The organism is Novosphingobium kalidii, from assembly GCF_040534015.1.
Taxonomy (GTDB): Bacteria; Pseudomonadota; Alphaproteobacteria; order Sphingomonadales; family Sphingomonadaceae; genus Novosphingobium; species Novosphingobium kalidii.
Genome location: NZ_JBEWLY010000013.1, coordinates 140,994 through 160,054, shown reverse-complemented (window position 1 = coordinate 160,054; position 19,061 = coordinate 140,994). Strand labels below are relative to the sequence as shown.

Annotated in this window: 18 protein-coding genes; 10 read left to right on the top strand and 8 right to left on the bottom strand. The window is 63.8% G+C overall.

What is annotated here, in order from left to right:
• Positions 1-16: 16 nt before the first annotated feature.
• From edd to ABVV53_RS07465, 5 genes are all read left to right on the top strand, one after another.
• Positions 17-1,843: a phosphogluconate dehydratase gene (edd, locus tag ABVV53_RS07485; RefSeq protein WP_353983768.1), complete on the top strand. Its 1,827-nt coding sequence runs from the start codon at positions 17-19 to the stop codon at positions 1,841-1,843.
• Positions 1,840-2,811: a glucokinase gene (glk, locus tag ABVV53_RS07480; RefSeq protein ID WP_353983767.1), complete on the top strand. Its 972-nt coding sequence runs from the start codon at positions 1,840-1,842 to the stop codon at positions 2,809-2,811. Before edd ends, glk begins: the two co-directional genes overlap by 4 nt.
• A complete protein-coding gene (eda, locus tag ABVV53_RS07475) occupies positions 2,808-3,446 on the top strand; it encodes a bifunctional 4-hydroxy-2-oxoglutarate aldolase/2-dehydro-3-deoxy-phosphogluconate aldolase (protein ID WP_353983766.1) in 639 nt (212 codons plus the stop codon). Before glk ends, eda begins: the two co-directional genes overlap by 4 nt.
• Positions 3,443-6,226, top strand: coding sequence for a phosphoenolpyruvate carboxylase (locus ABVV53_RS07470; protein ID WP_353983765.1), 2,784 nt, complete (start codon positions 3,443-3,445; stop codon positions 6,224-6,226). Before eda ends, ABVV53_RS07470 begins: the two co-directional genes overlap by 4 nt.
• Positions 6,227-6,363: 137 nt before the next feature.
• Positions 6,364-7,035, top strand: coding sequence for a L,D-transpeptidase family protein (locus tag ABVV53_RS07465; RefSeq protein ID WP_353983764.1), 672 nt, complete (start codon positions 6,364-6,366; stop codon positions 7,033-7,035).
• Positions 7,036-7,194: 159 nt separating this feature from the next.
• Here the strand turns inward: ABVV53_RS07465 and tilS are convergent, their stop codons facing one another.
• The 5 genes from tilS to ABVV53_RS07440 all read right to left on the bottom strand — a co-directional run bounded on the left by tilS (position 7,195) and on the right by ABVV53_RS07440 (position 12,935).
• On the bottom strand, positions 7,195-8,241 hold the full coding sequence (gene tilS, locus ABVV53_RS07460) for a tRNA lysidine(34) synthetase TilS (RefSeq protein ID WP_353983763.1): 1,047 nt from the start codon (positions 8,239-8,241) through the stop codon (positions 7,195-7,197).
• Entirely contained in the window at positions 8,204-9,148 is a 945-nt protein-coding gene (locus ABVV53_RS07455; RefSeq protein WP_353983762.1) for a tetratricopeptide repeat protein, read from the bottom strand. Before ABVV53_RS07455 ends, tilS begins: the two co-directional genes overlap by 38 nt.
• A gap of 148 nt (positions 9,149-9,296) precedes the next feature.
• Positions 9,297-10,256 (bottom strand): helix-turn-helix domain-containing protein, encoded by a 960-nt coding sequence (locus ABVV53_RS07450; RefSeq protein WP_353983761.1) that lies wholly within the window; start codon positions 10,254-10,256, stop codon positions 9,297-9,299.
• Between the two features lie 154 nt (positions 10,257-10,410).
• Complete coding sequence (ptsP, locus tag ABVV53_RS07445; protein ID WP_353983760.1) at positions 10,411-12,687, bottom strand: phosphoenolpyruvate--protein phosphotransferase; 2,277 nt, start codon at positions 12,685-12,687, stop codon at positions 10,411-10,413.
• Between the two features lie 92 nt (positions 12,688-12,779).
• On the bottom strand, positions 12,780-12,935 hold the full coding sequence (locus ABVV53_RS07440) for a YdcH family protein (protein ID WP_353983759.1): 156 nt from the start codon (positions 12,933-12,935) through the stop codon (positions 12,780-12,782).
• A gap of 189 nt (positions 12,936-13,124) precedes the next feature.
• On the opposite strand from ABVV53_RS07440, the gene ABVV53_RS07435 reads away from it, so the two are divergent.
• From ABVV53_RS07435 to nadA, 5 genes are all read left to right on the top strand, one after another.
• Positions 13,125-13,322, top strand: coding sequence for a YdcH family protein (locus tag ABVV53_RS07435; protein WP_353983758.1), 198 nt, complete (start codon positions 13,125-13,127; stop codon positions 13,320-13,322).
• Between the two features lie 152 nt (positions 13,323-13,474).
• Entirely contained in the window at positions 13,475-13,951 is a 477-nt protein-coding gene (locus ABVV53_RS07430) for a DUF1465 family protein (protein WP_353983757.1), read from the top strand.
• Between the two features lie 59 nt (positions 13,952-14,010).
• Positions 14,011-14,883 (top strand): MBL fold metallo-hydrolase, encoded by an 873-nt coding sequence (locus tag ABVV53_RS07425; protein WP_353983756.1) that lies wholly within the window; start codon positions 14,011-14,013, stop codon positions 14,881-14,883.
• A gap of 75 nt (positions 14,884-14,958) precedes the next feature.
• On the top strand, positions 14,959-15,642 hold the full coding sequence (locus ABVV53_RS07420) for a DUF4230 domain-containing protein (protein WP_353983755.1): 684 nt from the start codon (positions 14,959-14,961) through the stop codon (positions 15,640-15,642).
• An 80-nt stretch (positions 15,643-15,722) separates the two neighbouring features.
• Positions 15,723-16,709 carry a quinolinate synthase NadA gene (gene nadA / locus ABVV53_RS07415; protein WP_353983754.1) on the top strand — a complete coding sequence of 329 codons (987 nt, stop codon included), beginning with the start codon at positions 15,723-15,725 and terminating at the stop codon, positions 16,707-16,709.
• Positions 16,710-16,746: 37 nt separating this feature from the next.
• On the opposite strand, the gene ABVV53_RS07410 is transcribed toward nadA, so the two are convergent.
• From ABVV53_RS07410 to ABVV53_RS07400, 3 genes are read right to left on the bottom strand one after another with little or no spacing between them, the layout of a single operon-like run.
• On the bottom strand, positions 16,747-17,652 hold the full coding sequence (locus ABVV53_RS07410; protein WP_353983753.1) for a DMT family transporter: 906 nt from the start codon (positions 17,650-17,652) through the stop codon (positions 16,747-16,749).
• Positions 17,653-17,711: 59 nt separating this feature from the next.
• A complete protein-coding gene (locus tag ABVV53_RS07405) occupies positions 17,712-18,695 on the bottom strand; it encodes a TerC family protein (RefSeq protein WP_353983752.1) in 984 nt (327 codons plus the stop codon).
• Between the two features lie 15 nt (positions 18,696-18,710).
• A complete protein-coding gene (locus ABVV53_RS07400) occupies positions 18,711-18,890 on the bottom strand; it encodes a DUF465 domain-containing protein (protein WP_353983751.1) in 180 nt (59 codons plus the stop codon).
• Positions 18,891-19,061: the final 171 nt, after the last annotated feature.

Genomic DNA, 19,061 nt, shown 5'->3' with positions numbered 1-19,061 from the left:
ACCGCGAGCACCAATAATGAGCCCACTATCTGCCGTCGTCGCCCGCGTTACCGAGCGCATTGTCGCCCGCTCGCGAGAGAGCCGTGCACGCTATCTCGCGCTGATCGAACGCGAGAGTGAGAGCTACACGGACAGAGGTTTTCTCTCGTGCTCCAACCTTGCGCACGGCTTTGCCGCCGCGGGCGAGGACAAGGCGAGCATCGCTACCCAGAGCGGCCCGAACATCGGCATCGTGACCGCTTACAACGACATGCTTTCGGCTCATCAGCCGTACGGTCGCTACCCTGAGCAGATGAAGCTCTTTGCCCGCGAAGTCGGAGCCACCGCACAAGTCGCCGGCGGCGTGGCGGCGATGTGCGATGGGGTGACGCAAGGTTTTGCCGGTATGGAGCTGTCGCTGTTCAGCCGCGACGCCATCGCGCTATCCACAGCAGTGGCTCTCAGCCACGCGATGTTCGACGGTATGGCGCTGCTCGGCATCTGCGACAAGATCGTGCCCGGCCTCGTCATCGGAGCGCTGCGCTTCGGCCATCTCCCCGCAATCTTCGTGCCTGCTGGGCCGATGCCCTCGGGGCTGGCCAACAAGGAGAAGCAGAGGATCCGCCAGCTCTATGCCGAGGGTAAGGTAGGGCGAGATTCTCTTCTGGAAAGCGAGAGCAAAAGCTACCACTCGCCGGGCACTTGCACGTTCTACGGCACTGCCAATTCCAACCAGATGATGATGGAGATGATGGGCCTGCACGTGCCGGGTTCCGCCTTCGTCAATCCCGGCACGCCGCTGCGGCAAGCGCTCACCCGAGCCGCTGTCCACCGGCTTGCAGCGATCGGCCGCAAGGGCCACGACTTCCGGCCGATGGCAAAAGTGGTCGATGAAAGGGCGATCGTGAATGCCTGCGTCGGCTTGCTTGCGACCGGGGGCTCTACCAATCACGCCATCCACTTGCCGGCCATGGCGCGTGCGGCCGGCATTCTGCTCGACTGGGAAGACCTGGACGAACTTTCGTCTGTCGTTCCCCTGATCGCCCGCGTCTACCCGAACGGCTCGGGCGACGTGAACCACTTCCACGCCGCTGGTGGCATCGGCTATGTCGTTCGCGAGCTGCTAGGCGAGGGGCTGGCGCACGGCGATATCCTGACCGTGTCTGAGGGCGGAATGACCGACTATGCTAGGGAGCCGCATCTGGATGGCGAAAGCCTGGTCTGGCGCGATGCACCTGCCGAGAGCCATGACGCGAACATGCTCCGCCCTGTCAGCGCGCCCTTCCTTCCCGACGGCGGGATGCGTCTGGTGTCCGGCAACTTGGGCCGGGCAACCTTCAAGACCAGCGCTGTGGAGCGCGAGCGCTGGACCATCGAGGCACCCTGCCGCGTTTTCGACACCCAGGAAGCGGTCGCCCACGCCTTTGCCGCTGGCGAACTGGATCGCGATGTCGTGGTGGTAGTCCGCTTTCAGGGTCCGCGCGCCAACGGAATGCCCGAGCTTCACAAGCTGACCCCGCCACTGGGTGTGCTGCAGGACCGCGGCCATAAGGTCGCTCTGGTCACAGACGGCCGCATGTCCGGCGCAAGCGGCAAAGTGCCAGCAGCAATCCATGTCACGCCCGAGGCGCTCGCCAAGGACGACGTGTGGGGCCCCCTCGCCTATTTGCGCGACGGCGACGTGGTGCGGCTCTCAGCCGAGGATGGTTCGCTATCCACCACGGCGGACTTCTCAGGGCGCGAGCCGGCACCGGCTCCTCTGCCGCAAGCCGGCATGGGTCGAGAGCTCTTCGCCCTCTTCCGTGCGGGAGCCAGCGGCGCCGAGCAAGGCGCTTCGGCCATGCTGGAGATGGCCGGTCTATGACCGAGATCGTGGCAATCGACATCGGTGGCACTCACGCCCGCTTTGCCATCGCCACCGTACGTGCTGACGGCAGAATATCGGTCGGCGAGCCCGAGACTCTGCACACGTCCGATCACGTCAGCTTTCAGACTGCTTGGGAAGCCTTTCGGGCGCGTCGAGGCGGGAGCGTGCCGAATTCGGTGGCGATGGCGATCGCAGGCCCGGTCCGTGGCGAGGCCATCCGCTTCACCAACAACCCGTGGACCATTCGTCCCGGCGCGCTGGCGGAGCAGATCGGAATCGAGCGCTTCACCATCGTCAACGATTTCGAAGCCGTTGCACATGCCGTGGCTCGCGCCGATGCCGACCATCTCCTGCATCTCGGCGGCCCCGATGAACCGCTGCCCTCAACCGGCGCGATAACGGTGATAGGACCGGGCACCGGGCTCGGCGTGGCCATCCTTCTGCGTGACGCGGCAGGCTACCACGTTCAAGCGACCGAGGGCGGACACATCGACTTCGCTCCGCGAGACTCCATCGAAGATGCTGTCCTCGCCCGCCTGCGCAAGCGCCATACGCGCGTTTCGCTGGAGCGCGTCGTCTCTGGTCCAGGCATCGTCGATATGTACGAGACGCTTGCGGCACTCGAAGGGCGCGCTGTGCTCGAGCGTAGCGACGTCGATCTGTGGACCGTCGGTACCGACGGCTCCGACAGCCTCGCGGCGGCAGCGGTGGACCGCTTCTGCATGGCTCTGGGCAGTGCCGCGGGCGACTTCGCCTTGGCCCACGGCGCAAAAGGCGTGGTCGTGGCCGGAGGGCTGGGCTATCGCATTCGCGAAAAGATCATGCACTCGGCCTTCGCAGACCGGTTTTGCGCCAAGGGGCGCTTTTCCGGCATGATGGCCGCGATGCCGGTCAAGCTCATCATCCACTCGCAGCCCGGCCTGTTTGGGGCCGCTGCCGCCTTCGTCCGGGAGCACCTTCGATGACAACCAATGCCGGGATTTCTCCGTCCGCCGTTGAACGCGTGATGACGCTTGCTCCGGTGATCCCGGTGTTGGTCATCGAGGATGTCGATCACGCGCGCCCCATTGCCGAGGCACTGGTGGCCGGCGGCCTTCCCGCACTTGAAGTAACGTTGCGCACACCTTTCGCGCTGGACGCGATCCGGGCGATGAAGCAGGTTCCGGGAGCCACCGTCGGCGCTGGTACTGTGCTCACGCCCGATGACCTCGACCGCTCACTGGATGCCGGTGCCGAGTTCATCGTCTCACCCGGCCTGACGCCATCCCTCGGAGAGGCGGCGGTGAAGAGCGGTGTCCCCTTCCTGCCCGGCACTGCCAACGCGGGGGATATCATGCTCGCTCTCGAACTCGGGTTCTCACGACTGAAGTTCTTTCCGGCAGTCGCCTCAGGCGGCATTGGTGCGCTCAAGGCGATCTCGGGTCCCTTCGGCCAAGTGAAGTTCTGCCCCACAGGCGGCATCACCCAGGACAATGCAGCGGAGTGGCTTGCACTTGATGCAGTGCTTTGCGTCGGGGGCAGTTGGATGTTGCCTAAGGGCAAGCCCGATCCCGCCTCCATAGAGGCCGCGGCCCGCGCTGCGGCGGCGCTCCGCCAATGACCGGGGGGGCACCATGTGTTGCGGATCTGAACGCTAGACTGGCCGACTTGCACCGCCGCACTGCCGAGACCCCTCTCTTCAATCCCGTATTTCAACTTGCGCTGGAGCTATCCCGCAAGCTGGAACTCGGCGAACTGGCGCTCGATCACATCGAGGCTCTCGTCGCGGAAATGGAGTGCGAGGGCCTGCGCGCTCGTGCGGCCCGGCTCGACCGCATAGCCGGACCGATCGCTCCCGCCGAGAACGAGCAGCGCATCGACGCCCTCGCCGCCGAGGATGACTTCACAACCTTTGCGGTACGTTGGCAGCGGCCCGCCGCACACATCGTCTTCACGGCGCACCCGACGTTTCTGCTCAGCCGCGCCCAATCCGAAGCCGTGACGACCTCCGCCTCCAGCGGCGACTTCAGCGAGGCGAGCGTCTGTGTTGCCTCGCCTCAGCGTGACACAATCACTCTCGACCACGAGCATGAAGAGGCCATGGCCGCCCTCACCCGTGGCCAGGCTGCGCGTGACCGGATCAACACCCGGCTGTTCGATATCGCGGCGGCCCGGTTCCCGAAAAAGTGGAAAAGCCTGCAACCGATGCCGGTCCGCTTCGCCACCTGGGTCGGTTATGACATGGACGGGCGGACCGACATCTCCTGGTCCACCTCCATCCGTTACCGCCTCCAGGAAAAGGCGCTGCGGCTGGCAAGCTACGCCGCCTCCCTCGAGACGGCGCTGCCCGGACTTGCAGAGCGGGTCGAACGCGCACGGGCGCACACCGCTGCGATGGCCGAGCGCTTCGCGGGCGATCTCTCCGCGCCCGAAGCGTTGTCAAAGGCGGCCAATGCGCTAACGGCTGAGCATCCCGACAAGATCATCAGCCTCTCCGCCATCATCGCCGAACTGGAGGAAGAGGCTCGTCATGCCGATCCGGAGTTGGCTCGCACATTCCTGGTAGTTGCCGCCGCCATGCGCGCCGATGGGCTTGGAATGGGCGGAATTCACTTCCGGGTGAATAGCTCGCAGCTGCAGAATGCGATCCGTCAGCGCATCGACCCCAAGGCCAATCTCAATCTCGCGAGCCAGGCTGCCTTGGTGCGGATGCGCGAGCTGCTGGCCGAAGTGAAGCCGCTCACATCGAATTTCGCGGCACTAGCAATCGAGAACTCGACGGCGGTGCGCCAGTTCCTGGCGATGGCGCAGATCCTCGCGCACATCGACGCGGATTCGCCCATTCGCATGCTGGTGGCCGAGTGCGAGCAGCCCACGACCGTCCTGGCGGCGCTCTACTATGCCGAGATGTTCGGGGTCGCCGACAAGGTGGACGTCTCACCCTTGTTCGAGACAGAGACAGCCTTGGAGCACGGCGGGCGCTTGCTCGATGCCGTGTTGGCGGAGCCCGCCTACCGCGCATACGCTCGAAGGCGTGGCCGGATCGCAATCCAGACCGGCTTCTCCGATGCAGGCCGCTTCGTGGGCCAGATTTCTGCTACCTTGGCGATCGAACGTCTTCAGGGACGTTTGGCAGAAGCGATGGTCGCCAACGGGCTGACCGACGTCTCGGCGCTCGTGTTCAATACGGGCGGCGAATCGATGGGCCGCGGCTCTCACCCGTCCAGCATGGAAGACCGGCTGCACTGGCAGATGTCTCCTTGGGCGCGGCGACGCTTCTTGCGGGCAAGCATTCGCCTTGAGCCGGAGGTCAGCTTCCAAGGGGGCGACGGCTATCTCTGGTTTGGCTCGGACGAGCTGGCGCTGGCGACCCTCACCCGGTTTGCCGAGATGCCGCTTTGGGCGGCCGACGCTGAAGCCATTACCGACCCCTTCTACCGCCGCACCGATCTGAGCCTCGACTTCTATCGCGCGATTCGGGAGGTCCAGCACGGCCACCTTGAAAGCCGCACTTATAGCCGCGCGGTCACGGCTCTCGGCCTCGGCTTGCTTAACGACACCGGTAGCCGCAAGTCGCGCCGGCAGTCTGACCTTGCGGGCGACCGGACAATGAGTCTGCGGCAAATCCGGGCCATTCCGCACAACGCAGTCCTCCAGCAGCTAGGCTACCCCGTCAATGTGATCGCGGGCGTGGGGACCGCCGCCGAGGGCAATCAGGAAGAAATCGCTTCACTCCTGCGCGAGAGCGAGCGCGGGCGTGCCCTGGTGCGGCTGGTCCGCGCGGCGAATGCTCTTGCTTCGATCAAGACGGTCGCGGCGTTCGGCGAGCTGTTCAACTCGGCGTACTGGGCAAGCCGCCCTTATCGAGGGGACGAGCAGCACATCTCCGATGGATGCCTGCGGCTTGCGGAATACCTGACGAAGGATGACCGTACCGGCGTTTATCGACGTTTGGCCTCGCGGCTGCGGGTGGACGCACTGAAGCTCCACCGCCTCCTCGCCCTTATTCCCGACGAAGCGCCGCATCCGGATCGGGAAACCACTCGCCGCAATATCGGCGCGTTGCAGGCATTACGGCTGACACTATTCAAGCACATGTTCCTGCGCACAGTGATGGTGCCGCAGTTCAGCCGCGCAAACGATATCAGCCGTGACGATGTGCTGGAGATGTTCTTTACTTTGCGCGTCGAAGACGGGCTTGCTCAGCTTCGCCGCGCGTTTCCGGTGCACCTCGCATCGATCGGCGACTTCAAGGTCGATGCGCCTAGCGCGTATCCAGACTCCAGCGCAACGGGCTACGCCCAAATACATCGAGACTTCATCGACCCGATAGCCAGATGCTACGCTCTCTCGCTGCGGATCGGGACCGCAATCGCGAACGAGTTCGGTGCCCACGGCTGAGTCACGCAAGATAGCCGACGCGCTGCTTTAGCACGTGGCCTTGCGACCTCATGCTTGAGACCGGGACAGCATTGTAAGCCTGAACGGCCGGTGTGGCCTTCAGCACATTTTCATGGATTCGAGAGGATAAGGCTCGCGTGAACGGACGCATTCTTCTCGGATTCGGCCTTGCGGGGCTGCTCGCCATCGCTGGCGTGATCTGGATTGCAGCGAGGGGCGTGGAGCCTTCGCATGCTCCGACGGCCTCCTCCACACCTCAGACCGCATCGGCACAACTGACGACGGCAAAGCCATCGCTCGCGCCCTCACCTTCGCACCTATCGCCCGTCTCCCCAGCAGAGGAAAACGCTTTCGTTATCAGGCGCATTCTCCCGATCGACGGACCAATCAAGTATGGCGAATGGCATTGGGATGAAGAGGGCGTGCCCTCCGGTCCTATCGTCATCACGGTGGATCTCGACGCACGCGTTCTCTCGATATTCCGCAATGGCTACGAAATTGGCGCCGCCGCGGTGCTGTTGGGCACTGAAGAGAAGCCTACGCCGCTGGGTGTCTTTCCCATCACGCAAAAGCGGCGCCATCACGTTTCAAACCTTTATGACGCACCGATGCCTTACATGATGCGGCTGACCAATGACGGAATCACCTTGCACGGATCCAAGGTCGAGTGGGGCTATGCCAGCCATGGCTGCGTGGGCATGCCCGAGCCCTTTGCGGCGAAAGTCTTCGGCGAAGCCGAGGTGGGCGACCGAGTGTTTATTACCCGCGGCAAGATGCTCACCATGGGCGATTCTTTAGTCGAGTCCTGACCGCAGATACCGCATACTTCACCAGCCACCGGGTCCGGCGATCCGTATTGTGCGCCGGAACCACTAAGCTTCAGTCCTCACTGAAGTATCGGGCAAGCGAACTCGTGCGGTGCGCCTGACGCAACGCCGGTTCGCTTGCCCGCTTTTTTTGCAACAACTTCAGCTTTCTGGAGCGTCCGCACGGCGGGGGGCCGCTTTGCGGGCAGGCGCACGGGTAAAGCTCCACCCGCCGGCGTTCGGGCGCACCACGAGCTCGCCAATCGAGGCGGGCTGACCAGCAACGATGGCATCGAACACGCGCGCAACGGCACTGCCGCGCGGCTCTGTCCCGTCCAGTTCCCTGATGATCCGGGTCAGCACGCGCAGCGCGATCGCTCGCGGCGCAAGAGGCCGATAAGTCATCCCGAACGAATCCCGCCGGACGCGGGCGCCGTATTCCAGATCGGCGGACCAGGCGAGCGCCGCATCCGCGTCCGCAAGATGCGCCGCGCTCTGCGCCACGGCGGGAACATCAAGCCATTCTGCCTGCGCCAGGGCTTTGCGAAGCCGGGCACGATCGAACCGATCGTCGGCGTTGCTGGGGTCGTCGGCGGGAGTAATACCCGCCTGCAGCACCGTCTGACAAAGCTCCGCGCGCCGCCAGCCTAGCAGAGGCCGAAGGAGCAGGAGATCGGTGCCGGGCACGCGGCCGCGCGCGCGGGCACCGGCAAGCCCCGAGACCCCGCTTGCCCGATTAAGCCGCATGATCAGGGTCTCCGCCTGATCGTCCGCGTGATGGCCGCTTGCCAATGCGCCGAGATTGCGATCCTTTGCCCATTCGCCCAAGGCGGCGTAGCGGGCACGACGGGCGGCATCCTGCACATTGCCGGGCTCCAGCGAGACCGGCAAGGTGGCATGCGCCAGGTTCAACTGGGCACAGAGTTGCGCCACAGCTTCTGCCTCACGAGCGTTCTCAGCCCGCAGACCATGGTCGACAGTGGCTGCCTCCACACGACCCGGCAGCGCCGCTGCCGCCAGGAGCAGCAGGGCAGTGCTGTCAGGACCACCGGAGACAGCGAGCCCCAGCCGCGGCCCACCGCCCGAGTGCCTCTCGCCTGCACCTTCGGGCCAAACCACCTGCAGCCCGGCCCTGAAGCGCGTGACTGCGGCGACCGACGGAACCACTAGCTCAAGCGCTGCATTTGAGCCCATTGCGCGTCGAGTCATAGAGGCTCTTGAGCCGTCCTGCCGCTTCGCTGGCGTAAGTCGTTCCGAACTCGGCCAACGCGATGCAGGCGCGTTTGGTGTCTTTCAGCTGCTTCATCGCCACTGCCAGATAAAGAAGGCTGTCGGGCGCACGCTCGCCGCGCTTGTCGGCTTGGTAGTTCTGGACAAACCACTTGGCCGCTTCCAGCGCATTGCCATCGTCGAGATACGCCCGCCCCAGCAGATTGCGAGCCCAGCTAGCCCGCGCGTGCTTGGGGTACTTCTCCAGAAACAGCTTCAGCTGCTGCTGCGCCTCGGGGTAGAACTTGGCATCCCACAGACGGAACCCATAGCTGTACTCGTCATCGCCGGCATCGTCAGTGCTGGGCTTGACGATGGCGCTGACAGCTTCGACGCGCGACGATGAGGGCGGGGTGGAAGGCTTGGAGGCAGCCGCTGCGACCGGAGCCGGTGCAGAAGACGGGGCGGCCCCATCCGTCATGGCGTTGAGATTGGACTGCGCCGCTGCTGGGGCCGCTACGGCAGTGCCGGCAGGCGATGCGCTCACCGGTGAGGCACTCCCGGCAAATGCCATCTTTGCCTCCAGCTGGGCGATGCGATTGGTGTTCTGCTCAACTTGGCCGGTCAGCCTCGCCAGTTGCGCCTCGAGCGCTTGCATGCGGGTGAGCACATCGGTCAGAGCACTGGTCGCAGGGGGCAGCCCGGTTGCAGGCGTCGGCGTCGGAGCGGAAATCTCCGGCGTGAAGTACTTGTCTCCGCCGCCGGGGAAGACCTTGCGCTGCAACGCGCGAACTTCGGCCTCCACCTTGTTAAGGCGGACTTCGGCGTTGGCGTTCTGGGCAAGAGCCGGTGCGGCGCCCGTTGCTAGCACAAGCGCGAGTACGACCCGCGCAACTTCTCGCAACATGACCGGTCGCGATGGCGAACGTAGCATTGCCTGAGTATCTCCCTTGGGAACGCTTGCCGCCCGATTGGCGGCACGCGACGGAATGGGAGATTAACTAGCCCATTCCAAGGCTGATTTGCCTCAAGCTTCTGTAGCTGTCGAGCGGGCGTTACTGCTGAGTGGTGGATAGCGAATTTTGCGGAGCGCTGCCCGCCGTCGCCGGCCCGATGCCGCCAGTGTTGCCCACCCGGCCAAGCGATACCGACGGCTGCGCCCCTCTGACCCCAGCACCGGTGGCGGAGCTGACGGACGGAGGTGCTGCTGTTGCAGGCGCCGGTGTCCTTGAGCGCTCCAGAAGCGCCTCAGGCGTGAGTAGAACCCCGCTGATAACTTGCGGGCTATCTCCAAGCGGAGGCACGGCTCGACCGCCAACGGTGATCTGCAGCACGTCGGGCCTGCCCGTACGCAATTGCGGTCCCTGGACATCGGCCGGTACCGTGTAGCTTTCGCCTTGCGCCAATTCTTTCTGGAAGACCTGATTGCCAGCCGCGTCGGTCACCTTGATCCAGACCGCAGGCGCCGCAGCGGTCAAGACCACAGGCCCCGTGGGGGCTGCGGGCTGTGGCTGCACTACGGGTGCAGGCGCCGCAGCGGGTTGTTGCACGGCCTGCGTTTCTGCCGGAGCCAGATCCGGCAACTCGCCTTGTGGAGCGAGGAGATCGCTCCAGTAGACAAGCGCCGCAACGACTAGCACGGCCGCCACGATGCCCGCGATCCATGCAAACAGTGATGGCGGAACGCGCGCAGGATCGCCGGGCTCGAAGCTGGGAACAGGGGCGGGCCGGGTATGCGCCTGCGCGTCGATGTTCTGCCGCACCCGCCGTGCGACGTCCGCCTCGTCCAGACCGACCGCACGGGCATAAGCACGCGAAAAGCCGACGGCATACGTCGGCGCGGCCAGATCGGAGAAGTTATCCTCCTCAATCGCGATCAGATGGCGCTCGGCAACGCGTGTCCGCGCGGCAATGTCGCCGCGGCTCAGGCCTTGCTGCTCACGTGCGGCACGTAACTGTTCACCGACGCGTTGCGATGTCGGTGCCGTGCTCTGAATATCGTTATGGTCTTCCATTCCGCTCCCGCCGGAAGGGGTTGATAGGCGCGCCCCACGAAACAACGCTGTCGCCGCCGCGAAGTCAACCGTGTGCGCGGCGCGCCAGGGCGGATTATCGGTGGTTAAGTTTTTCGCCCCTGGCCTGCCTACGCCTCTGGGGAGGCACGAACCACTAGTCGAGCACGATGCCTCGCTCGGTCGCCCAGCTTGTCAGCGCCTCGCGCATGCTGACAGGAGGCGCCGCTAGCCACTCCTCCATCGCCGCACGGATAGCGGCCACCTCAAGCTTGCCGATCAACGCCTTGATCGGGCCGACGGAAGCGGGAGTGATCGAGAGACGCTCTATCCCGACGCCAATCAGCGCGAGCGCCTCCAATTGGCGCCCGCCCATCTCTCCGCACACGGTGATATCGATCGGCTGCCCATCCAGGGTGCGCACGACGCGACGCAAGAAACGCAGGATCGCCGGACTCAACCAATCGTAGCGCTCGGCAAGCTTCGGGTTGGAGCGATCGGCGGCGAACAGAAACTGAGTCAGGTCGTTGGTGCCGATCGATAGGAACTGGATCTTGGGTGCGATTAGGTCGAGTTGCTCCGCCAGAGCTGGCACTTCCAGCATCACGCCGTAGCGGATTGCCTCGGGAACGCGCTTCTTCCGGCGGCGAAGGAACGCGAGCTGGCCGTCAAACACCGCCTTGGCCGCGTCGAATTCCCACGGTTCGCTCACCATGGGGAACATGACGTTGAGCGTGCGATCCGGCGCAGCCTCAAGGAGGGCGCGTGCCTGCGCCTTGAGCAAACCATCGCGTTCCAGGGCAACCCGCAAGGCCCGCCAGCCCATCGCCGGGTTCTCCTCGCTGTCACCGTCGTCGTGGCGCAAGTAAGGGAGCGTCTTGTCTCCACCGATGTCCACCGTGCGGAACAGGACCGGCTTGTTTCCGGCCGCTTCCAGAACGTCGCGATAGAGACGAGTCTGGCGTTCGCGCGCGGGGAGCGTTGCGGAAACAAGGAACTGGAACTCGGTACGGAACAGCCCGATACCGTCCGCCCCCGTCAGGCTGAGGTTCGCCAGATCGTCCCTCAAACCGGCGTTGATCATCACCGCGATCCGCTTACCGTCGGCGCTGACGGGCACCACGTCGCGCAGCGCCGCATAGACTGCCTGGCGCTCACGATTACGGGCGAACCGCCCTTCGAACGCCTCTATCAAGCCCGCTGAGGGACGTATGGTGACGGTCGCCTGATCGCTGTCGAGCAGCAGCAGTTCACCGTCACGCACTTTGCCGCGCAGCCCCCGCACGCGCCCGAGCACCGGGACACCCATCGCCCTGGCAACGATCACCACATGGCTGGTGAGCGAACCCTCTTCCAGGATCACCCCCTTGAGCCTGCGTCGATCATACTCGAGTAGTTCGGCAGGCCCAAGATTGCGAGCAATGAGAATCGCATCGTTCCTGAGCCCCATCGTCGCCGCCGTGCCAAGCTGGCCCGAAACGATCCGCAGCAGGCGGTTCGACAAATCCTCCAGATCATGCATCCGATCCGCCAGGAGCGGGTCGTCGATCTGGCGCATGCGCATACGCGTACGCTGCTGTACCCGTTCAATGGCAGCTTCTGCCGTAAGGCCAGAGTCGATCGCCTCGTTGATGCGGCGTGTCCAGCCTTCGTCGTAAGCGAACATCTTGTAGGTCGCGAGGACCTCCTCATGCTCGCCGCCAACGCCGAATTCGGCCTGGCTCGCCATGCGCTCGATCTGCTCGCGCATCTTGTCGAAAGCGAGGATCACGCGCTGGCGCTCGGCCTCGGTATCTTCGGCCACGACATGTTCGATGGTGATGCGCGGCTGGTGGTAGACGGCCACGCCGCTTGCCAGCCCCTTTACCAAGGTAAGCCCGCGTAACTGCTCGGGTCCCGTCTGGCCCCCGCTCGCTGAAAGCACGTCGACCTCGTCGATCAGGTCTGCATTGGTGATAAGCTCGGCTAGAACCATCGCCACCGTCTGCAGTGCCTCGACCTCGATATCATCGTACCGCCTTGGCTCCACGTGCTGGACACTCAACACCCCAACCGCTCGCTCGCGCCGCACGATGGGCACGCCCGCAAACGAGTGGAACTTCTCTTCGCCCGTCTCCGGCCGATAGGAGAAGTCTGGATGCGCGGTCGCTTCGGCGAGGTTAAGGCTTTCGATATCCTCGGCAATCGTGCCGACGAGGCCTTCGCCCACGGCCATACGCGTGACGTGAACGGCCTCCTGCGCCAATCCGCGGGTGGCAAACAGTTCCAGCATCCCCTCGCGCAGGAGATAGATCGAGCAGACCTCGCTATCGAGACACTCGCCAATCACCTCCACCACGGTGTTGAGCTTGGCCTGCGCGTGACTGCGCGACGCCATCACATCGTGAAGGCGGGTGAGGATGTTCCGGGCTGCTTCGACGGCTCCGATGCTCATGGTTTGATGCGTAACGCAAAGCGATCGCCTTGGGAACGCACGGGAGCCGCCGAAACGCCGGGTTTATCGTATTGGCTGCATCAAAGTGCCGGTCAGTGCCGCGCAATCTCTTCTTTGATCCGAAGCTTTCGCTTCTTGAGGGCCTGTACCAGCACTGCATCAGGCATGGGCCGGTTCATTTCCTCGTGAAGCTGGCGCTCGATCCCGGCGTGCTTGAGCTGTAGGGCGCTGACATGCGAAGTCTCCATGAATGGTCCTCCTCTCATGGGGTCGGACCCGTGGCTGCCGACTCGGCATCATGCGGGTGCGACACAATTGTCATCGAACCATAATAGAGGGACCTTGCGAACCCTGTTGCAGACCCATATCGGTGAGCCGTCGTCCGGCTGCGTCGAACCGGATGGGGTCTTCTGGGGACTATCGGCGGAAGGAATCGCGTGACCGAAGAGGAAATGCGCAAGCGTCTCGAAGTGCTGAAGATTGAACATCGCGACCTCGATGCCGCGATCGACGCGCTTGGTGCCGCCGGCTCGACGGACCAGTTGCAAATTGCACGATTAAAGAAGCGCAAGCTCCGGCTGAAGGATCAGATCAGCATGGTCGAGGACTATCTGATCCCCGACATCATCGCCTGAAATCTCTTTCGCGCAGCGCCTATCAAAGGTGCGCTAGCCGAGCGACTCGCGCGATTCCGCCGCCGTACCCTTTTCGGACATGCCCGAAAGAGGCGAAGAAAAGTTTCGCATAACGGTTGCCGTGCCTCTGTCATCGGTCATATCAGCAGGCGATGGGCCAAGCTCTCACAATCAACCCCAGGATTGTCGAAGGACTGTACTGTGAGGCGCTCGTCCTGTCAGACGAAGTGCGCCATGCCTTCTCGCTATCGGGTCGCCTGGGTTCCGATGACACGAGCAACGCAGGCGAGGAGGATCGTGCTCGCATCGCCCTGTCTTGCGAGGGGCTGCGCACCACCACGCGGATGATGCATGCTGTGGCCTGGCTCCTCAATCATCGTGCGTACTTCTTGGGGGAGCTTTCGGAGTTCCAGCTTCGCCGCCACGGCCGCCTCACAACCGACATGTGCCGTTCCGACCCTGATCACCTCGCGCTCCTCGCTCCCGAGACCAAGGCTTTGGTGACAGCGACGCTGCGCTTCTACGACCGTTTGCTACGCCTCGACCGCAGCTGGCGCCAAATGGATGAGAACGCGCCGAGCGCCATCGCAAGCTTGCGCGAGCGGCTTGAGCGCCGCCTGAACGGGTAAAACGCACGGGAGCAGCCGGCGGCTCGACAGATCCGGCGCAGCGCCCCATATCCGCTGGTATGGATCCCGCCATCAACCTCCGTCCTTATGCAAGCCCCGAACAGGTGGACCCGCTGGTACGGCGAATGCTGGCCCGAAACCCGTCGCCATTCACCTTCACTGGTACGCAAAGCTATATTGTTGGCTCGCGAGCCGAAGTTGCGGTCATCGACCCCGGGCCTGACGAGCCCGAGCATATCGCCGCCCTCATCGATGCGATTGGAGACGCCCGCGTCGTCGCCATTTGCTGCACGCACACGCACCGCGACCACTCCCCCGCCGCTGCGCCTCTCGCGGCGCTGACGGGCGCGCCGGTGATCGGCTGCGCGCCGCTGACATTGGCGGACGACGGGCCTCGCTCCGACGCTGCGTTCGATCCCGCCTACCGCCCAGATCGGGTTTTGACCGATGGCGAGACGATTTCAGGCGACGAGTGGACGCTGATCGCAGTGGCCACCCCTGGGCATACGTCCAACCACTTGTGCTTCGCGCTGCCCGAAAGCGGGGTTCTGTTCACCGGCGACCACGTGATGGGTTGGTCGACCAGTGTCGTCTCACCCCCCGACGGCGACATGACCGCCTACATGGCGAGCTTGCAAAAACTCTACGAGCGAGACGATCGCGTCTACTTCCCGGCTCACGGGCCAGCGGTCGACAAGCCGCGCCAGCTTGTGCGCGGCATGATCGGCCATCGTCGTCAGCGTGAGAGGCAGATCCTGCGTCAGATCGGTGAAGGTCGCACCCGTATTGGGCAGATGGTGCCGCAAATGTACAAGGGCGTCGATGAGCGCCTCTGGCCCGCCGCTGGCCGCTCCGTCCATGCCCATCTCATCGACCTTGCTCAGCGCGGCCTCGTTGCGCAGTGCGGAGAGGACTGGAGTCTCGCAGCCTGAAGCCGGACTCAAGATCAGCATTACACCACTAGGCAAGTACCGGAACAGCATCGCTGGTCCCTGCGTTTCGCTGTAATGAAGACGACCGAACCCGATCCTTCGCCTAGCGCCCCGCGCGAAGACACCCGCTCGCTCGCTCGCGCGCAATGGCTCCCCTGGCTGCTGTTCATCGTGGTGCTCGCGCTCGCTGCCTGGTTCGCGTATCGCGCATTTTGGCCCAAGACACTGGGCGATCCGGTCGGCACGACCATTGTTGCCTTCGAAAAGCAAAACCGCCTGACGGTTTTCAGTGCGCAACTGGCGCCAGTTGTTGCCGCCGAGGACAGCCGGCTGTTGGGACTGGTCAAGTCCCGCCAAGTGGCGGTGATACCGTCGCGAGTCGACTACACGCTCGACCTCTCGAAGATGGATCGCAATCGCCTGATCTGGAACGGCGAGACACGCACCATGGATGTGCTGCTTCCCCCGCTGGCGGTGGGCAAGCCAAACCTCGACGAAGCGCGCGCGCAGTATCTACGCGAAGGGATCTGGATCACCCGCGAGGCGCAGGACTCTCTCAGCCGTGCCAATACGCGTCTTGCAGAACAGCAGGCAACGCAGCAGGCATCCAATCCAGTCTTGATGAATCTCGCTCGCTCTGCGGCAAAGGACGTCATCCGGCAGAACCTATCCATCCCACTGCAGGTCGCCGGTTTCGGTGATGTGACCGTGAATGCCAGGTTCGATGGCGAAGCCCAGCAGCCTCAGCCGGCGAGATGATCGTTTCTGCCTGATACGAAAGCCCTTGGGGTCGGGCCGCTCTGTACCTACATGAGCGACCAAAGATCCCAGGGGATACCATGACTGCACTGCCCACGAACCTGACCGGCCTTGACCTGCGGGCCGAAATCGAACGGCTGCGCCGTGGGCGCAACGCCGTCATCCTCGCGCACTACTACCAGAAGCCCGAGCTGCAGGACCTTGCGGACTTCGTGGGAGACTCGTTGGAATTAAGCCGCAAGGCGGCAGAGACCGATGCAGAGGTTATTGCCTTTTGCGGCGTGAAGTTCATGGCCGATACGGCCAAGATCCTGTCGCCAAACAAGATCGTCGTGCTGCCCGATATGGACGCAGGCTGCAGCCTGGAGGACTCGTGCCCGCCAGAAAAGTTCAAGGCTTTTCGCGAAGCACACCCCGACCACATCGCGCTGACCTACATCAATTGCTCGACTGAGGTGAAAGCGCTGTCCGACGTGATCGTGACAAGCTCCAGCGCCGAGACCATCCTGCAGCAGATTCCCAAAGACCAGCCGATCATCTTCGGCCCGGACCGACACTTGGGCGGCTATCTCAACCGCAAGTTCGGGCGCGACATGCTGCTGTGGCCAGGCGTATGCATCGTCCACGAAGCTTTCAGCGAAACGGAACTGCTTAAGCTGCATGCGCGGCATCCCGGTGCTCCGATCGCGGCCCATCCGGAGTGTCCGCCGCACATCGTCGACCACGCGGATTACGTAGGCTCCACCAGCGGCATTCTGCAGTACGCCAAGACGTTGGAGGGCGACACGCTGATCGTGGCCACCGAGCCGCACATCATCCACCAGATGCAGCTTGCAATCCCCGACAAGACCTTCATCGGTGCGCCCGGAGCAGACGGCAACTGCAACTGCAACATCTGCCCCTACATGGCGCTCAACACCATGGAGAAGCTCTACGTCGCGCTGCGCGATCTGCAGCCGCGGATCGAGATCGAGGAAGGGCTGCGCCTCGCTGCGAAGAAGAGCCTCGACCGCATGCTCGAGATGGCCAGCGGCACGATCGGCAAGGGCGACCTGGGCGCCCGCTGAGGTCGCGTCACGTAAAAGTGGAGCAAGCCTGCCAGCACTAGGCGGGCTTGTCTCCCGCTCGCGCCATCGTCAGCGCACCGGCCAGAAGCAACATGCCCAGCAGGTCTCCAGCGCTCAGCACCTCGCCAAAAGCCAGCCAGCCCGTCAGAGCGGATATGGCGGGTTGCGTAAGCAGGGCCAGACCAATGACCAGCGGCGCGAAATTCTTTAACGAATAGATCAGCAAGCCCTGCCCGATAACCTGGCTGCTCATCGCGAGCATCAGCAGCGGGCGCCAGTCATCCGGCAGGATCGGCTCGCCCAGCATCGTCGCAACCACGAGCAGGATCGGCGCACCCGTCAGCGTCGACCAGAGCAACAGCGAGAACTGGCCCAGCCGCTCCCGCGCGGGACGAAGCATCAGGATATAGAAGGCGTAGAAGAACCCCGCGAGCAGGCAAAACAAGTCACCCACGAAGCTTGCGTGGCTGACCTCAAGAGACCCGCCCATCAGCAGCGCCGCACCTGCGAGCGCAGCCACGATCGCCGCCACCTCCAAAGCTCGTGGAGCGCGCCGGGCTGCGATCAAGCCCCAGGCCATCAGGATCACACTGCCTGAGTTGCCGAACAGCGAGGCGTTGCCCAGCTTGGTCGTGGCGATGCCTATATGCCAGCTTGCAAGGTCGAGCGCGAAGAACGCCCCCGCTCCCGCGACGAGAGCCAGCGTACCCCCTGCCACATGGCGTCTGCTAGGCGGCTCGCGCAGCGACAGTGCGAGGATCACCGGGAGCGCGATCGTCAGGCGCCAGAACCCCGCAGCGACAGGGCCGGTATCCGCCAGCCGCACCAGCCAGGGGCCAAGCGCCAGCGCAAAGTTGGCTCCCAGAAGGGCGGCGAGGTGCGCCGGGCTCCATCGCCGCGCTGGTGGAACCGAGGGCTCGGCTTGCGAAAGAACGCCTGTCATCGCGGCGCATTAACTCCACGACTGCGGCGTTGCACGCGCAAAGCCGCAGTCGTGGCCGGTCAAGGCAGCGGATGCGTGCTCTTCGCCCGCGTCTTCCACATCGAGTAGAACACACCGCCGGCAATCAGCGCGACAGTGATGCCAAGGCTCGCCAACGGCGGGAACTTGGCGCCACCCAGTACGAAGTCCGCCACCAGAATCTTGGCTCCGATGAAGACCAGCACCATCGCCAGCGCATACTTCAGATAATAGAAGCGGTGCACCATCGCCGCGAGCGCGAAATAGAGCGCGCGCAGCCCCAGAATTGCCATGATATTCGACGTGTAGACGATGAACGTGTCCGTCGTGATCGAGAAGATCGCCGGCACCGAGTCAATCGCGAACACAAGATCGGCCACGTTGATGACGACCAGCGCCAGGAACAAGGGCGTCGCCGCCCAGCCGATCTTACCGGCAGCATCCGTCACCCTGACGAAAAAGTGATGCTCATGATGCTCGCGCGTCACGCGCATGTGCCGCGAGATCCAGCGCACCGCGGGATTGTTGCCGATGTCTGGATCGTGAGCGCTTGTGAACATCATCTTGAAGCCGCTGAAGACAAGGAATGCGGCGAATATCCACATGACCCATTCCGCTTCGGCCACCAGCGCGGCTCCGCCGGCGATCATCAGGCCGCGAAGGATGATAACGGCCAGGATGCCCCAGAGCAGAGCGCGGTACTGATACTTGGGCGCGATCGCGAAGAAACCAAAGATCATCGATATGACGAAGACGTTGTCGATCGAGAGCGCCTTCTCAATGAAGTAGCCGGTGTAGTACTCGACACCAGCCGTCGCGCCCTTGGCGAACCATACCCATCCGCCGAAGAGCATGGCCACGGCGATGTAGAACACCGAGAGGCGCAGCGACTCCGCCACCCCCATCTCCTTATCCTCCTTGTGAAGGACGCCGAGATCGAAGGCCGTCAAAAGCAGGACGATCGCTGCAAAGGCGAGCCAGAACCAGGCCGGTGTCCCCAGCCAGTCAGCAGTCAGAAAGTCCATGTGCCCGCCCCTGGGTCAGGCGAGGCGCGGAGCGGAACGACCCATCAACTGCGCCAGCCGCTGGCGCAGCGTGCGCTTGCCAGCATGTAGCCGCGCAATTTCGAGTGGATCCGCATCGCGGAGAGATTGCGCAAGCCGCAGGCGTGCGTCGAGCTTTTGCTGACGTTCCAGCAATAGGAAGAAGCGGGTGTTCATGCCAAAATCCCTATCGAACAGATGTTGGTTCGATCGGGTAAGCCGACGTAGGCACCAGAGCCGAAGAATTTGGGGGGAAAAGGCCCTGGCCCCCAGCATCGGTCTACCCGATGCGGTCCGACATCACGCAGCGCTCTTGAGAAGCGCCGCGCCAGAGGGGCCCGGTCCGCC

Bases quoted from the DNA above. Each gene is read 5' to 3' on its own strand.
- ABVV53_RS07450 (WP_353983761.1), bottom strand. From the start codon at position 10,256: ATGGAAGACCATAACGATATTCAGAGCACGGCACCGACATCGCAACGC.
- ABVV53_RS07455 (WP_353983762.1), bottom strand. From the start codon at position 9,148: ATGTTGCGAGAAGTTGCGCGGGTCGTACTCGCGCTTGTGCTAGCAACG.
- edd (WP_353983768.1), top strand. From the start codon at position 17: ATGAGCCCACTATCTGCCGTCGTCGCCCGCGTTACCGAGCGCATTGTC.
- eda (WP_353983766.1), top strand. From the start codon at position 2,808: ATGACAACCAATGCCGGGATTTCTCCGTCCGCCGTTGAACGCGTGATG.
- ABVV53_RS07425 (WP_353983756.1), top strand. From the start codon at position 14,011: ATGGATCCCGCCATCAACCTCCGTCCTTATGCAAGCCCCGAACAGGTG.
- ABVV53_RS07470 (WP_353983765.1), top strand. From the start codon at position 3,443: ATGACCGGGGGGGCACCATGTGTTGCGGATCTGAACGCTAGACTGGCC.
- ABVV53_RS07420 (WP_353983755.1), top strand. From the start codon at position 14,959: ATGAAGACGACCGAACCCGATCCTTCGCCTAGCGCCCCGCGCGAAGAC.
- glk (WP_353983767.1), top strand. From the start codon at position 1,840: ATGACCGAGATCGTGGCAATCGACATCGGTGGCACTCACGCCCGCTTT.
- ptsP (WP_353983760.1), bottom strand. From the start codon at position 12,687: ATGAGCATCGGAGCCGTCGAAGCAGCCCGGAACATCCTCACCCGCCTT.
- ABVV53_RS07405 (WP_353983752.1), bottom strand. From the start codon at position 18,695: ATGGACTTTCTGACTGCTGACTGGCTGGGGACACCGGCCTGGTTCTGG.
- ABVV53_RS07440 (WP_353983759.1), bottom strand. From the start codon at position 12,935: ATGGAGACTTCGCATGTCAGCGCCCTACAGCTCAAGCACGCCGGGATC.
- ABVV53_RS07430 (WP_353983757.1), top strand. From the start codon at position 13,475: ATGGGCCAAGCTCTCACAATCAACCCCAGGATTGTCGAAGGACTGTAC.
- nadA (WP_353983754.1), top strand. From the start codon at position 15,723: ATGACTGCACTGCCCACGAACCTGACCGGCCTTGACCTGCGGGCCGAA.
- ABVV53_RS07400 (WP_353983751.1), bottom strand. From the start codon at position 18,890: ATGAACACCCGCTTCTTCCTATTGCTGGAACGTCAGCAAAAGCTCGAC.
- ABVV53_RS07410 (WP_353983753.1), bottom strand. From the start codon at position 17,652: ATGACAGGCGTTCTTTCGCAAGCCGAGCCCTCGGTTCCACCAGCGCGG.
- tilS (WP_353983763.1), bottom strand. From the start codon at position 8,241: ATGACTCGACGCGCAATGGGCTCAAATGCAGCGCTTGAGCTAGTGGTT.